This is a genomic window from Vogesella amnigena (assembly GCF_042648905.1).
Classification (GTDB): Bacteria; Pseudomonadota; Gammaproteobacteria; order Burkholderiales; family Chromobacteriaceae; genus Vogesella; species Vogesella amnigena.
Window position 1 is genome coordinate 13,955 of sequence record NZ_JBHRYH010000001.1, and the last position, 13,511, is coordinate 27,465.

11 protein-coding genes are annotated in these 13,511 nt (G+C 60.9%); 9 read left to right on the plus strand and 2 right to left on the minus strand.

The window, feature by feature from the left end; all coding sequences use genetic code 11:
* The first annotated feature begins 188 nt into the window (after positions 1–188).
* A complete protein-coding gene (locus tag ACFOKJ_RS00090) occupies positions 189–1,583 on the plus strand; it encodes an amino acid permease (RefSeq protein WP_390275923.1) in 1,395 nt (464 codons plus the stop codon).
* Positions 1,584–2,153: 570 nt separating this feature from the next.
* On the opposite strand, the gene aceA is transcribed toward ACFOKJ_RS00090, so the two are convergent.
* Positions 2,154–3,452 (minus strand): isocitrate lyase, encoded by a 1,299-nt coding sequence (aceA, locus tag ACFOKJ_RS00095; RefSeq protein ID WP_390275925.1) that lies wholly within the window; start codon positions 3,450–3,452, stop codon positions 2,154–2,156.
* A gap of 417 nt (positions 3,453–3,869) precedes the next feature.
* Here aceA and grpE point away from each other — a divergent pair, with 417 nt between their 5' ends.
* The 7 genes from grpE (at position 3,870) to ACFOKJ_RS00130 (ending at position 11,429) form a co-directional block, all read left to right on the plus strand.
* Positions 3,870–4,412, plus strand: a complete 543-nt coding sequence (gene grpE / locus ACFOKJ_RS00100; RefSeq protein WP_390275927.1) for a nucleotide exchange factor GrpE — start codon at positions 3,870–3,872, stop codon at positions 4,410–4,412.
* A gap of 118 nt (positions 4,413–4,530) precedes the next feature.
* Positions 4,531–6,441, plus strand: a complete 1,911-nt coding sequence (dnaK, locus tag ACFOKJ_RS00105; protein WP_390275929.1) for a molecular chaperone DnaK — start codon at positions 4,531–4,533, stop codon at positions 6,439–6,441.
* A 258-nt stretch (positions 6,442–6,699) separates the two neighbouring features.
* Positions 6,700–7,821: a molecular chaperone DnaJ gene (gene dnaJ, locus ACFOKJ_RS00110; protein WP_390275931.1), complete on the plus strand. Its 1,122-nt coding sequence runs from the start codon at positions 6,700–6,702 to the stop codon at positions 7,819–7,821.
* A gap of 262 nt (positions 7,822–8,083) precedes the next feature.
* Complete coding sequence (locus ACFOKJ_RS00115) at positions 8,084–9,577, plus strand: alanine/glycine:cation symporter family protein (RefSeq protein ID WP_390275933.1); 1,494 nt, start codon at positions 8,084–8,086, stop codon at positions 9,575–9,577.
* Between the two features lie 74 nt (positions 9,578–9,651).
* A complete protein-coding gene (locus ACFOKJ_RS00120; protein WP_390275935.1) occupies positions 9,652–9,846 on the plus strand; it encodes a hypothetical protein in 195 nt (64 codons plus the stop codon).
* A 124-nt stretch (positions 9,847–9,970) separates the two neighbouring features.
* Entirely contained in the window at positions 9,971–10,972 is a 1,002-nt protein-coding gene (hemB, locus tag ACFOKJ_RS00125) for a porphobilinogen synthase (RefSeq protein ID WP_390275937.1), read from the plus strand.
* Between the two features lie 226 nt (positions 10,973–11,198).
* Positions 11,199–11,429 carry a hypothetical protein gene (locus ACFOKJ_RS00130; RefSeq protein ID WP_390275939.1) on the plus strand — a complete coding sequence of 77 codons (231 nt, stop codon included), beginning with the start codon at positions 11,199–11,201 and terminating at the stop codon, positions 11,427–11,429.
* Positions 11,430–11,864: 435 nt separating this feature from the next.
* On the opposite strand, the gene ACFOKJ_RS00135 is transcribed toward ACFOKJ_RS00130, so the two are convergent.
* A complete protein-coding gene (locus ACFOKJ_RS00135; protein WP_390275941.1) occupies positions 11,865–12,092 on the minus strand; it encodes a hypothetical protein in 228 nt (75 codons plus the stop codon).
* Between the two features lie 154 nt (positions 12,093–12,246).
* Here ACFOKJ_RS00135 and ACFOKJ_RS00140 point away from each other — a divergent pair, with 154 nt between their 5' ends.
* Complete coding sequence (locus tag ACFOKJ_RS00140; protein ID WP_390275943.1) at positions 12,247–13,446, plus strand: glycine C-acetyltransferase; 1,200 nt, start codon at positions 12,247–12,249, stop codon at positions 13,444–13,446.
* The last annotated feature ends 65 nt before the right edge of the window (positions 13,447–13,511 follow it).

Genomic DNA, 13,511 nt, shown 5'->3' on the forward strand with positions numbered 1-13,511 from the left:
CCGATAAACTGGTTTATTGTAGTATGGATACAAAATACCGACCGCAGTTGGCCGCTTGAAGCCGTTGTTGCGTTGCGGCATAGTCGCGCCCCTGCGCGATGCGTCTGACCAGCGCGTCGCCATCACATCACAAACAACAGCGCTATCAGGCTCTAAGAGCTTGTACGACTGGTGAAAAGGGACAAGACATGAGTTTGTTACGCAAGAAAGATGTACGCCAGATGCTGGCGGCATCGCAGGGCGCGGGTGTGCTGCGCAAGGAACTATCCGCCTTTGATCTCACCATGCTGGGCATTGGCGCCATCATCGGTACCGGCATTTTCGTGCTGACCGGTACCGGCGCCACCGTGGCCGGCCCGGGGCTGGTGTTGTCCTTCGTGATCGGTGCCATCGCCTGCGGCTTTGCCGCGCTGTGCTATGCCGAATTCGCTTCCATGCTGCCGGTGTCCGGCTCCACCTATACCTATGCTTATGCCACGCTGGGCGAGCTGATTGCCTGGATGATCGGCTGGGACCTGATGCTGGAATACCTGCTGGCCTCGGCCGCAGTGTCGGTAGGCTGGTCCGGTTACTTCCAGAGCCTGCTGTCCGGTTTTGGCATCCACCTGCCGGATGCGCTGACCGCCGCCGCCGGCGCGCGCCCCGGCGTGGAAACCGTATTCAACCTGCCGGCCTTCGCCATTGCCTTGCTGATTACTGCGCTGCTGGCATTCGGCATCAAGGAATCGAAGAAGGTGAACAACATCGTGGTGCTGATCAAGGTGGCCGTGGTGCTGCTGTTCATCATCATCGCGGTGTGGCATGTGCAGCCGGCCAACTGGAACCCGGCGCTGCCGTACGGCATGAGCGGGGTATTCCAGGGGGCGGCCATCGTGTTCTTCAGCTTCCTCGGTTTTGACGCGGTGACCTGCGCGGCCGAAGAGGTGAAGAACCCGGAGAAGGATATTCCGCGTGGCGTGCTGTGGTCGCTGGCGATCTGCTCGCTACTGTACGTGATCGTGTCCGCCATCATGACCGGCATCGTGCCGTTCATGCAGTTCAAGGGCATCGACCACCCGGTATCGCTGGCGCTGCAGGTGGCCAAGCTGGACTGGTTCGCCGGTTTCGTCGATCTCGGTGCCATCCTCGGCATGCTGACCGTGATCCTGGTGATGACCTACGGCCAGACCCGCATCCTGTTCGCCATGTCGCGCGATGGCCTGCTGCCCAAGGTGTTCTCCGAGGTGCATCCGAAGTACGGCACGCCGTACAAGGCTACCTGGCTGATTGGCAGCATCATCGCGCTGATCGCCGGCTTTGTGCCGCTGGGCACCCTGGCCGAGCTGGTGAACATCGGCACCCTGGCCGCCTTCACCCTGATTGCCGCTGCCATCATTGTGCTGCGCAAGCGCGAACCGGACCTGCCGCGCAAGTTCCACTGCCCCGGCGTACCGTATGTACCGGCACTGGCGATGCTGTTCTGCGGCTTCCTGATGGCGCAGCTGTCGGCGCTGACCTGGATCTGCTTCGTGGCCTGGCTGGTGATCGGCCTGGTGGTGTACTTCGGCTACTCGCGCCAGCGTTCGCATCTGCACAAGGCGTAATGCGCGATGCGGCCAAGGTTGGCCGCATGCCTGCAGCCAGCAATGCCGCTCACCTTAATAAGTGGGCGGCATTTTCTTTGGTGGATGTTGATGCTGGTGTTGAATCCGCTGCGCGGATGATGATTTTGGCGCCGGTTCCGCCCGGCGGACGGGGTACTTTCTTTTGCGTCGCCAAAAGAAAGTACCCAAAGAAAAGGCGCCCCCTGATATCTATTGGGACTGCTCGAAACCCCGTGCAAAATGGCACGCCCCAGGCGCCGCCGAACTCGCCGCGCGCTACCGTCGCGCGGCTCAGACATGCGGCGGCTTAAGACCTGGGGCGCACCGTTTTGCCCGGCTCGCGCCAACGGGCTTGGGGCGAGTCGGTTTGGTTCTGCCAGCCCGTAGGGTGGGCAAAGCGTAGCGTGCCCACCAGCGACACCTTGTCGATGGCCTACTACAAGGCGTGATGCTTGCGGCCAAAATTGGCCGCAAGCTGCAAAAGACAAAACCCCCGTCTGGAGACGGGGGTTTTGCTTTTGACGCAGACGGCGGGGTCGAGTCGCCGTTTGATGTCGAAAGGTGTACGGCTTAGTGGAACTGCTCTTCTTCGGTGGAACCGGTCAGCGCGGTAACCGAGGACTTGCCGCCCTGGATCACGGTGGTGATGTCGTCGAAGTAGCCAGTGCCCACTTCCTGCTGGTGCGACACGAAGGTGTAGCCACGATCGCGGGCCGCGAATTCCGGCTCCTGCACCTTCTCAACGTAGGCGGACATGCCGCGAGCCACGTAGTCTTGTGCCAGATCGAACATGTTGTACCACATGTTGTGGATGCCAGCCAGGGTGATGAACTGGTACTTGTAGCCCATGGCGCCCAGCTCGCGCTGGAACTTGGCGATGGTGGCATCGTCCAGGTTCTTCTTCCAGTTGAAAGACGGCGAGCAGTTGTAGGCCAGCATTTTGCCCGGGTGCTTGGCGTGTACTGCCTCGGCGAACTTGCGGGCAAATTCCAGATCCGGGGTGCCGGTTTCGCACCATACCAGGTCGGCGTACTCGGCGTAGGATACGGCGCGGCTGATGGCCTGCTCCAGACCTTTCTTGGTCTTGTAGAAGCCTTCGGCAGTGCGCTCGCCAGTCAGGAACGGACGATCACGCTCGTCGCAGTCGCTGGTCAGCAGGTCGGCGGCTTCGGCATCGGTACGTGCGATCACCAGGGTCGGCACGCCGTATACGTCGGCAGCCATACGGGCGGCGATCAGCTTCTGAACTGCTTCCTGGGTCGGTACCAGTACCTTGCCGCCCATGTGGCCGCATTTCTTCACGGATGCCAGCTGGTCTTCGAAGTGCACGCCACCGGCACCGGCGCGGATCATCGCCTTCATCAGTTCGTAGGCGTTCAGTACGCCGCCGAAACCGGCTTCGGCGTCGGCAACGATCGGCGCGTAGTAGTCGATGTAGCCAGCGTCGCCGCGTTCGATACCCTTGGAATGCTGGATTTCGTCGGCGCGGGTGAAGGCGTTGTTGATGCGCTCAACCACTTTCGGTACCGAGTCAACCGGGTACAGCGACTGGTCCGGGTACATGGCGGCGTATTCGTTGTTGTCGGCGGCAACCTGCCAGCCGGACAGGTAGATGGCCTTGATGCCGGCCTTTACCTGCTGCATGGCCTGGCCGCCGGTCAGGGCGCCCAGACAGTTGATGTAGGGCTCGGTGTTCACCAGGTTCCACAGCTTGTTGGCTGCATTGCGGGCCAGGGTGTGCTCAACCTGTACGGAGCCGCGCAGGCGCTCCACGTCGGCGGCAGTGTAGCCACGCTTGATACCCTTCCAGCGCGGATTTTCGTCCCAGTCTTTCTGGATGGCGGCGATGCGTTGTTCACGAGTCGTCATGGTGATGAACCCTTCACTTGATAGTTTCGTTTTGCCGGATATTCCGGCGCTCCCAGTTTTCTGTTGCATGCCGGTCTTGCCGGCTTGTCTATGCGTCCGCACCTGCCGTTTTGCGGCGGGTTTTACTGCCGGAAACCGCCCGGGTAAAGGGGCTGGCGGGCCGTGCAGTAGCGCTGTTGTGAGGTCATTTAATCACAGAAATTTTGCCTTGTGTGCACTGCAGCACAAAAAAAATCCTTTGTTTTCAAAAGCTAACAAGTGTGTGCAAAAACGAATATTTTCGCATTGTGGTTTTTGTGCAATGCGAAAAAAAATGTAATTAAACGAGCATTTAGTTTGTAAAGTCCGGGGCTTGAAATGTCCGGCGATGGCCTTATATGGCGAAGGTGTTTATGACTTCACCCAAATGGATGCGCCATGCAGGAAAACCAGAATCCCCAAGCAGAAGAAGTGCTTGCACAGAATGATGCCGCCGCCGGGCAGACCGCTGACGCGGTGGAGCAGACGCCGGAACAGCGCATTGCCGCGCTGGAAGCCGAGGTGATGCTGTGGAAAGACCAGTGTCTGCGCGCCAAGGCCGAAACCGAAAACATGCGTCGCCGCGCCGCCGAGGATGTGGTCAACGCACAGAAATTTGCCACCCAGAAGTTCGCCTCCGAACTGCTGGCAGTTAAAGACAGCCTGGAAATGGCGCTTTTGGACCAGTCCGGCCAGTTCGAAAACCTCAAGTTCGGCGTGGACCTCACCCTGAAGCAGCTGGTGTCGGCGTTCGAGAAGGGCCAGATCAGCGAAATCAACCCGCTGGGCGAGAAGCTGGATCCGCACAAACACCAGGCCATCAGCCAGGAGGAGTCCGATGCCGAGAGCGGCACCGTGCTGCGCGTGATGCAGAAGGGCTACCTGCTGGCCGACCGCATCCTGCGCCCGGCAATGGTGGTGGTAGCCAAGCCGAAAGCCTGAAGGCCACTCAAGTCCCTCTTGAAATTGTGGCGATAGCCAATATCTGACAACTCAACCGGCGGCTGCGGCCAACGTTCGCGGCGCCAAATACCAGTTAAAAAGCATAGGAAGATTGAACATGGGCAAAATCATCGGTATTGACCTGGGCACCACCAACTCCTGCGTGGCAGTAGTGGAAGGCGGCCAGCCGAAAGTGATCGAAAACGCCGAAGGCGCACGCACCACTCCGTCCATCATCGCCTACATGGAAGACGGCGAAATCCTGGTGGGTGCACCGGCCAAGCGCCAGGCGGTAACCAACCCGAAGAACACCCTGTACGCGGTGAAGCGCCTGATCGGCCGCCGCTTCGAAGACAAGGAAGTGCAGAAAGACATCGACCTGATGCCTTTCCAGATCAAGAAAGCCTCCAACGGCGATGCCTGGGTACAGGTACGCGACAAGGAAATGGCTCCGCCGCAGATTTCCGCTGAAGTGCTGCGCAAGATGAAGAAGGCTGCCGAGGACTACCTGGGCGAAGAAGTGACCGAAGCCGTGATTACCGTACCGGCCTACTTCAACGACAGCCAGCGCCAGGCCACCAAGGACGCCGGTCGCATCGCCGGTCTGGAAGTGAAGCGCATCATCAACGAACCGACCGCTGCCGCGCTGGCCTTTGGCCTGGCCAAGCAGGAGGGTGACCGCAAGATCGCCGTATACGATCTGGGCGGCGGTACCTTCGACGTATCCATCATCGAAATCGCCGACGTAGACGGCGAGCACCAGTTCGAAGTGCTGTCCACCAACGGCGACACCTTCCTGGGCGGTGAAGACTTCGACCAGCGCGTGATCGACTACATCGTTACCGAGTTCAAGAAAGAACAGGGCGTTGATCTGAAGAACGACGTAATGGCACTGCAGCGTCTGAAGGAAGCCGCGGAAAAGGCCAAGATCGAGCTGTCCTCCGCTACCCAGACCGAAGTGAACCTGCCGTACATCACCATGGATGCCACCGGCCCGAAACACCTGGCGATGAAGATCACCCGCGCCAAGTTCGAAAGCCTGGTGGATGACCTGATCGAACGTTCCATCGAGCCGTGCCGCGTGGCACTGAAAGATGCCGGCGTTTCGCTGGGCGACATCACCGACGTGATCCTGGTGGGCGGTCAGACCCGTATGCCGAAAGTACAGGAAGCCGTGAAGGCCTTCTTCGGCAAGGAGCCGCGCAAGGACGTGAACCCGGACGAAGCCGTGGCCGTGGGCGCTGCTATCCAGGGTTCGGTACTGTCCGGCGACCGCAAGGACGTGCTGCTGCTGGACGTTACCCCGCTGTCGCTGGGTATCGAAACCCTGGGCGGCGTGATGACCAAGCTGATCGCCAAGAACACCACCATCCCGACCAAGGCATCGCAGACTTTCTCCACTGCCGATGACAACCAGACCGCGGTAACCATCCACGTGCTGCAGGGCGAGCGTGAAAAGGCTGCGGCCAACAAGTCGTTGGGTCAGTTCAACCTGGGCGATATCCCGGCTGCACCGCGTGGCGTGCCGCAGATCGAAGTTGAGTTCAACATCGACGCCAACGGCATCCTGCACGTGTCCGCCAAGGACAAGGCCACCGGCAAGCAGGCCAACATCACCATCCAGGCTTCCTCCGGTCTGTCCGAAGAGGAAATCCAGAAGATGGTGCGTGACGCCGAGCTGAACGCCGAGGAAGACAAGAAGCTGCACGAGCTGGTACAGGCCCGCAACCAGGGTGAAGGCCTGATCCACAGCGTGAAGAAATCGCTGACCGAGTACGGCGACAAGATCTCCGCCGACGAGAAGACCGCGATCGAAGCCGCGCTGAAAGAAGCCGAAGAAGTGATCAAGGGCGACGACAAGGAAGCCATCGATGCCAAGGTTCAGGCACTGATGACCGCCTCGCACAAGCTGGCCGAGCACATGTACGCCGACAAAGGCGAAGAAGGCGCCGCCGAAGCCCAGCCGGCCGATGGCAAGAAGGACGACGGCAACGTGGTCGATGCCGAGTTTGAAGAAGTGAAGAAGTAAGCTTCACTACCGGCATCAAGGCACAGGCCCTACGGGGTGCTGTGCCTTTTCCTTGATATGCGGCCAACCCTTGGGTTGGCACAGGCTGCTGACTACGTTCCTACCGGGGTGTTTACCGGACCCGGCAAAGCCGGGCCGCTCCTGGTAAGCCCTGGCTTCGGCAGCCTTCCTGTTTTCATCACAAAGCCCTTCCGCCAGGCGGCAGGGCTTGGTAAACAAGCTCGGCCAACCCTTACGGTTGGCGCAAGGTGATACAGCATGGCGAAAAAGGATTTCTACGAGGTACTCGGCGTCAACCGCGATGCCTCGGACGACGACATCAAGAAGGCTTATCGCAAGCTGGCGATGAAGTACCACCCGGACCGCAATCCGGACAGCAAGGAAGCCGAGGACAAGTTCAAGGAGGTGAAGGAAGCCTACGAGATCCTGTCCGATAACCAGAAGCGCGCAGCGTACGACCAGTACGGCCACGCTGGGGTGGACCCGCAGGCCGGCATGGGCGGCGGTGGTGCCGGCTTTGGCGGCTTCGATTTCGGCGACATCTTCAGCGACATCTTCGGCGGTGGCGCGCGTGGTGGTGGCGGCCGTTCCAATGTGTATCGCGGATCCGACCTGCGCTACAACATGGAAATCACGCTGGAAGAAGCCGCGCGTGGCTGCGAGAAGCAGATCCGCATTCCGTCGCACGAGAACTGCGATGTGTGTAATGGCTCCGGCGCCAAGCCGGGCACCCAGCCCAAGACCTGCCGCACTTGTGGCGGTCACGGCCAGGTGCGCATGAGCCAGGGCTTCTTCTCCATCCAGCAGACCTGCCCGACCTGTCACGGCAGCGGCAAGGAAATCACCGACCCGTGCCACAAGTGCCACGGCGCTGGCCAGGTGAAGACCCACAAGACGCTGAACGTGAAGATTCCGGCCGGCGTGGACGAGGGCGACCGCATCCGCCTGGCGGGTGAGGGCGAACCGGGCCAGAACGGCGGCCCGCCGGGCGACCTGTTCGTGGTTACCCACGTCAAGAAGCACAGCGTGTTCGAGCGTGACGGCCGCGACCTGCATTGCGAAATGCCGATCAGCTTTGCCACCGCGGCGCTGGGCGGCGAGGTGGAGATTCCGACCCTGGACGGCATGGTGAAGGTGAAGATCTCGGCGGAAACCCAGTCTGGCCGCGTGTACCGTGTGCGTGGCAAGGGGGTGAAGTCGGTGCGCGGCAGCGACTACGGCGACCTGATGTGCCACGTGGTGGTGGAAACCCCGGTGGCGCTGACCGAGCGGCAGAAGGAATTGCTGCGCGAGTTCGAGGCCATCAGCCAGGGCGATGTTGCCACCCACAGCCCGCGCACCAAGTCGTTCATGGACAAGCTGAAAGACTTTTTCGGCTAAGTCAGCCGTAATGGTGTTGCAAAAAGATCGCGCCGTACTGCGTTGCAGGCGGCGCGATCTGCTTTTGTAACGCAATGTTGTGCGGCCTAACGCCGATTGTCTGACAAATAATGGCTAATGTATCCAGCCTACCTAGTGCGACTGCAAATGTTTCAGTATGGTTGCGCCTTCGCAGCGGGCAACAAGACTCGCGCGAAACCGGCTCCTTGACAGGGGGCCTCCCGTTTCGGGACAGCACAACACTGAATCGTTAGGAGTATTCATGCAAGAAATCGTAGATTTCCTGAATGGCTGGATCTGGAGCAAAGGGCTGATTTTCCTTTGCCTGGGCGTTGGCCTGTTCTTCTCGCTGCGCACCCGTTTTGCGCAGGTACGCCACTTTGGCGAAATGATCCGCCTGATGTTCGATGGCAAGTCCAGCGACAGCGGCGTGTCCTCCTTCCAGGCACTGGCCATGACTCTGGCAGGCCGCGTGGGTACCGGTAACATTGCCGGTGTTGCCACCGCCATCACCTTCGGCGGTCCCGGTGCCGTGTTCTGGATGTGGATGGTTGCCTTCCTCGGCGCCAGCTCCGCTTACGTGGAATCCACCCTCGGCCAGATCTACAAGGAAAAGATCAACGGCGAATATCGCGGTGGTCCGGCCTTCTACATCGAAAAAGGCCTGGGCATGAAGCGCTATGCGCTGGTTTTTGCCATTGCCACCATCTTTGCCTGCGGCCTGTTGCTGCCGGGCACCCAGTCCAACTCGATTGCTGCCGGTCTGCAGAACGCGCTGGGCATCGACCCGAACGTGACTGCCGCGGTACTGGCACTGGTACTGGGCTTCATCATCTTTGGTGGCGTGAAGCGTATCGCCTCCTTTGCCGAAATCGTGGTGCCGTTCATGGCGCTGGGCTACATCCTGGTGGCCTGCGTGGTCGTGGCGCTGAATATCGGTGAACTGCCGCATGTGCTGTCGCTGATCTTCAACAGCGCATTTGGTTTTGACGCCGGCTTTGGCGCCATCCTCGGCATGGCGATCCAGTGGGGCGTGAAGCGTGGTGTCTACTCCAACGAAGCTGGCCAGGGTACCGGCCCGCACGCCTCGTCCGCCGCTGCTGTATCTCACCCGGCCAAGCAGGGCCTGGTGCAGGCGTTCTCGGTATACGTTGACACCCTGTTCGTGTGTTCCGCTACCGCCTTCATGCTGCTGATCACTGGCCAGTACAACGTGCAGGGCCCGGATGGCAAGGCGCTGTACAGCGGTATTGCCGGTGTGGCTGCCGGCCCGGGTTACACCCAGACGGCGATGGAAAACATCATGCCGGGCTTCGGTTCCATCTTCGTGGCAGTGGCGCTGTTCTTCTTCGCCTTCACCACTATCGTGGCCTACTACTACATTGCCGAAACCAACATTGCCTACATCAACCGCAAGATCAACCGCCCGTGGCTGACTCTGGTGCTGAAGCTGGCACTGATGGCTTCCACCGTGTATGGCACCGTGAAGACTGCCGACCTGGCCTGGGGCCTGGGCGATATCGGTGTGGGTCTGATGGCATGGCTGAACATCACCGCCATTCTGCTGCTGCAGAAACCGGCCTTCATTGCGCTGCGCGACTACGAAGCACAGAAGGCGCAGGGCCTGGACCCGGTGTTCCACCCGGAAAAGCTCGGCATCAAGAATGCCGACTACTGGGCCGGCCACCAGTCGGAAGACAACCTGGACGAAGAGCGCAAGCACGGCGGCCAGCCGGTATACGACAAGGTGTTGTGATACCCTTGCCGCGATCCGCGTAAACAACTTTGACGCCGGGGCTTCCCGGCGTTTTTTCATTTCGGGCCAACATCATGGATTTGCTGCATTCCACCTGGTTCTGGGTGCTGATCATCGTCGGCCCCATCGTTACCGTGATCAGCACACTGGCGCGTCTGTCGAAGAAGCAGGGGCCGATCAAGCTGCCGCCGGGGGTGATTCCGGGTACCTACGCCACCGACAAGCAGGACGATGACGAGGACGACGACTGGCCGCAGAAAAAGCCCTAGCTGCCGCTGTTGTCGCGGCCAAGTTTGCGCCGCAGCAAGAAAGCCGGAACCAGGGCTGGGCGATGTGGTCCAGCTTTGTTATCTTGCTTGCCGATTTGTTATCCCATTGCCGAAAGCGCTGCCTATGTTTACCAATCGCTACTTTCCCGCTACCCGCCTGCGCCGCATGCGCCGTGACGATTTCTCCCGCCGCCTGATGCGCGAAAACGTGCTGACCAGCAACGACCTGATCTACCCGGTATTCGTGCTGGAAGGCGAGGGCCGCGAGCAGCCGGTGGCGTCGATGCCGGGCGTGGTGCGCCAGAGCCTGGACAAGCTGCTGTACACCGCGGAACAGGCGGTGCAGCTGGGTATCCCGATGTTGTCGATCTTCCCGGTGATCGAAACCGGCAAGGACAATTCCGGCGAGGAAGCCTTCAACCCGGATGGCCTGGTGCCTACCGTGGTGCGCGAACTGAAGGCGCGCTTTCCGCAGCTGGGCATCATGACCGATCTGGCGCTGGACCCGTACACCGTGCATGGCCAGGACGGCATCCTGGATGACAGCGGCTACGTGCTGAACGATGAAACCACCGAGATCCTGGTGCAGCAGGGCCTGTGCCACGCTGCTGCCGGCGCCGACGTGCTTGGCCCGTCCGACATGATGGATGGCCGCATCGGCGCTATCCGCAGCGCGCTGGAAGACGAAGGCTTCATCCATACCAAAATCCTGGCCTACAGCGCCAAGTACGCCTCCGCCTTCTATGGCCCGTTCCGCGATGCGGTGGGCTCCGCGGCCAACCTGGGCAAGGCCGACAAGTACACCTACCAGATGGACCCGGCCAATATCGACGAGGCGCTGTACGAAGTGGCGATGGATCTGGAGGAGGGTGCCGACATGGTGATGATCAAGCCGGGCATGCCTTACCTGGACGTGATCCGCCGCGTGAAGGACCACTTCAAGGTACCGACCTACGCCTACCAGGTGTCCGGCGAATACGCGATGCTGAAGGCTGCCGCCCAGAACGGCTGGCTGGATGAAGAGAAGTGCATGCTGGAAAGCCTGCTGGCATTCAAGCGCGCCGGTGCCGACGGCATTCTCACCTACTTTGCACTGGATGCGGCACGACTGCTGAAGCAGGGCTAAGCGCGCCTGCCGTCGGCAACCAGCCACATGCGATGCGGCCAACCTCTCTGGGTTGGCCGCAAGCTTTTTGGGGTGCTGTAACGCGGGGTAACACTGGCGCGGCGGCGATAACACCCGGAAACAGATGCCCAACAGACCGTGGCGCGGTGGACGCCTAGCATGGTGTCAAGGGCAAGGCGGATCGCCGCTACCCGGATACGTGTTCACCACCCCAGGAGTAAACAGCATGAAAACCTTCACCGCACTGACCGTTGCCGCCGTTATGGGCCTGAGCTCCATGGCCGGTTTTGCCGCCGATGCCGCCAAGCCGGTAACTACCGCCAAGCCGGTTGCCACCCAGGCGGCGGCGCAAAAAATGGTCCACAAGAAAGTGCTGCACAAAAAGGCGCATCACAAAAAGGCCGCAGCCCGTCATCACAAGGTGGCAATGAAGAAAGCCGCCTCCGCCGCCAAATAAGGCCACGCATGTACCGCTTGCTTGCGGCGGGGATTGCGCTGCTGCTGCTTGTGCCGGCAAGTATCGCGTTGACACCGCCGCAGCCGGCACCTGCCGGGCATCCACTGCTGAGGGCCGGCCTGCTGCGGCCGCTGTCTATGCACCATACGCCGCAGCATCACGTTCATCAGCATATTGTGCATGCCAGGCGCTTGCCGGCGCCGGCTGATTCCTAGCCAGGCCTCGCAGTGCGGCATGTTTTTGATAGTGGTGACAAAGTCCTTTTGCCCCGCAACAGGACTTTGTTTTGTAAACAGAAAGGCTGCCGATTCAAGCGCTTAACAGGAGCGGCCCGGCTTTGCCGGGTCCGATGAGGCGTATATGGGTAGTTTGTCAGCAGCCTGAACAACATGCCGCCACACACCAGTGTGTGCGGCATGTTGTTTTGTGTCGCCGTCAGCCGCTGTTGCGCGCCGCTTTGGGGCTGAACGTCTGGCAATCGCGGCCGGTAGCATCGCGCACGTCTTGCAGCGGCAGGCGCTTGCTCTTGAAGTCCATGGCCCGGCAGCCATAGGGAAAGCGTACATCGTGGGTGATGTAGTAGTGGCGGCAGAAGCGGCAATGCACGGTGGGGGTGGAGCGGTTCACGATCGGCGGCAACAGGGCAATTACACATTGTCGCATGGCACAGCGACTATGCTGTAGGACACGGTAACACCGGCTGGCGCAAAATCGTTGGCAACTGTATCTGAACGTCTGTCATGCCGGCATCTACAATGGTGACAGTATCGCCATGCCTGCCGCGATCCGGCAGGGGGCGCCATTCAAGGAACACAGGATGAACCACACCTACCTTGCCCACCTGCAGGCTACGCTGGCACAGATTCGTGCCGAGGGTTACGAGAAGCCGGAGCGGGTGATCGCCTCGCCGCAGCGCGCCGACATCGACCTGGCCGGCGGCCAGCACGTGCTGAACTTCTGCGCCAACAACTACCTGGGGCTGGCCGATGACCAGCGCCTGATCGATGCCGCCAAGCAGGGCATGGACGACTACGGTTATGGCTGTGCCTCGGTACGCTTCATCTGCGGTACCCAGCAGGTGCACAAGGATCTGGAGCAGGCGATTTCCGGCTTCCTCGGCACCGACGACACCATCCTGTATTCCAGCTGTTTCGATGCCAATGGCGGCGTGTTCGAGACCCTGCTCGGTGAAGAGGACGCGGTGATCTCCGACGCGCTCAACCACGCCTCCATCATCGATGGCGTGCGCCTGTGCAAGGCCAAGCGCTTCCGCTACCAGAACAACGACATGGCCGACCTGGAAGCGCAGCTGCAGGCGGCTGAAGCTGCCGGCGCGCGCTTCAAGCTGATCGTTACCGACGGCGTGTTCTCCATGGACGGCATCATTGCCGACCTGAAAGCCATCTGCGAACTGGCCGACCGTTACAGCGCGCTGGTGATGGTGGACGATTCGCACGCCGTGGGCTTCATCGGCGAAACCGGTGCCGGCACCCCGGAACTGTGTGGCGTCAGCGACCGCGTGGACATCTACACCGGCACGCTGGGCAAGGCGCTGGGTGGCGCTTCCGGCGGCTATGTATCCGCGCGCCAGCCTATCGTCGACCTGCTGCGTCAGCGCTCGCGCCCCTATCTGTTCTCCAACACCCTGGCCCCGGCTATTGCCGCCGCCAGCCTGAAGGTGCTGGAAATTCTCAAGGGCAGCGAGGGGGCCGAACTGCGCGCCAATCTGCAGCGCAATGCCGAGGCGTTCCGCCGGGGCATGAGCGCGGCCGGCTTCAGCCTGGTGCCGGGTCAGCATCCCATCATCCCGGTAATGCTGGGTGATGCCCGCCTGGCTGGCGAAATGGCGGCGGCGCTGCTGGCAGAGGGCGTGTACGTGATCGGCTTCTCCTACCCGGTGGTGCCCAAGGGCAAGGCGCGCATCCGCACCCAGATGTCGGCCGGGCATAGCCTGGAGCAGGTGGAGCGGGCAGTGGCGGCCTTCATCAAGGTTGGCCGCGAGTTGGGCGTGATCTAGTTAACTGATTTCTTGCCACGAAAACAAAGGGAACAGCACGGAAAGCGCTGCTTGCCACAGCGGGG

What these genes read in the sequence shown, in the direction of transcription:
- ACFOKJ_RS00130 (WP_390275939.1), top strand. Translation starts at nt 11,199, where the DNA reads ATGAAAACCTTCACCGCACTGACCGTTGCCGCCGTTATGGGCCTGAGC.
- ACFOKJ_RS00140 (WP_390275943.1), top strand. Translation starts at nt 12,247, where the DNA reads ATGAACCACACCTACCTTGCCCACCTGCAGGCTACGCTGGCACAGATT.
- ACFOKJ_RS00135 (WP_390275941.1), bottom strand. Translation starts at nt 12,092, where the DNA reads ATGCGACAATGTGTAATTGCCCTGTTGCCGCCGATCGTGAACCGCTCC.
- ACFOKJ_RS00090 (WP_390275923.1), top strand. Translation starts at nt 189, where the DNA reads ATGAGTTTGTTACGCAAGAAAGATGTACGCCAGATGCTGGCGGCATCG.
- hemB (WP_390275937.1), top strand. Translation starts at nt 9,971, where the DNA reads ATGTTTACCAATCGCTACTTTCCCGCTACCCGCCTGCGCCGCATGCGC.
- ACFOKJ_RS00115 (WP_390275933.1), top strand. Translation starts at nt 8,084, where the DNA reads ATGCAAGAAATCGTAGATTTCCTGAATGGCTGGATCTGGAGCAAAGGG.
- dnaK (WP_390275929.1), top strand. Translation starts at nt 4,531, where the DNA reads ATGGGCAAAATCATCGGTATTGACCTGGGCACCACCAACTCCTGCGTG.
- aceA (WP_390275925.1), bottom strand. Translation starts at nt 3,452, where the DNA reads ATGACGACTCGTGAACAACGCATCGCCGCCATCCAGAAAGACTGGGAC.
- grpE (WP_390275927.1), top strand. Translation starts at nt 3,870, where the DNA reads ATGCAGGAAAACCAGAATCCCCAAGCAGAAGAAGTGCTTGCACAGAAT.
- dnaJ (WP_390275931.1), top strand. Translation starts at nt 6,700, where the DNA reads ATGGCGAAAAAGGATTTCTACGAGGTACTCGGCGTCAACCGCGATGCC.
- ACFOKJ_RS00120 (WP_390275935.1), top strand. Translation starts at nt 9,652, where the DNA reads ATGGATTTGCTGCATTCCACCTGGTTCTGGGTGCTGATCATCGTCGGC.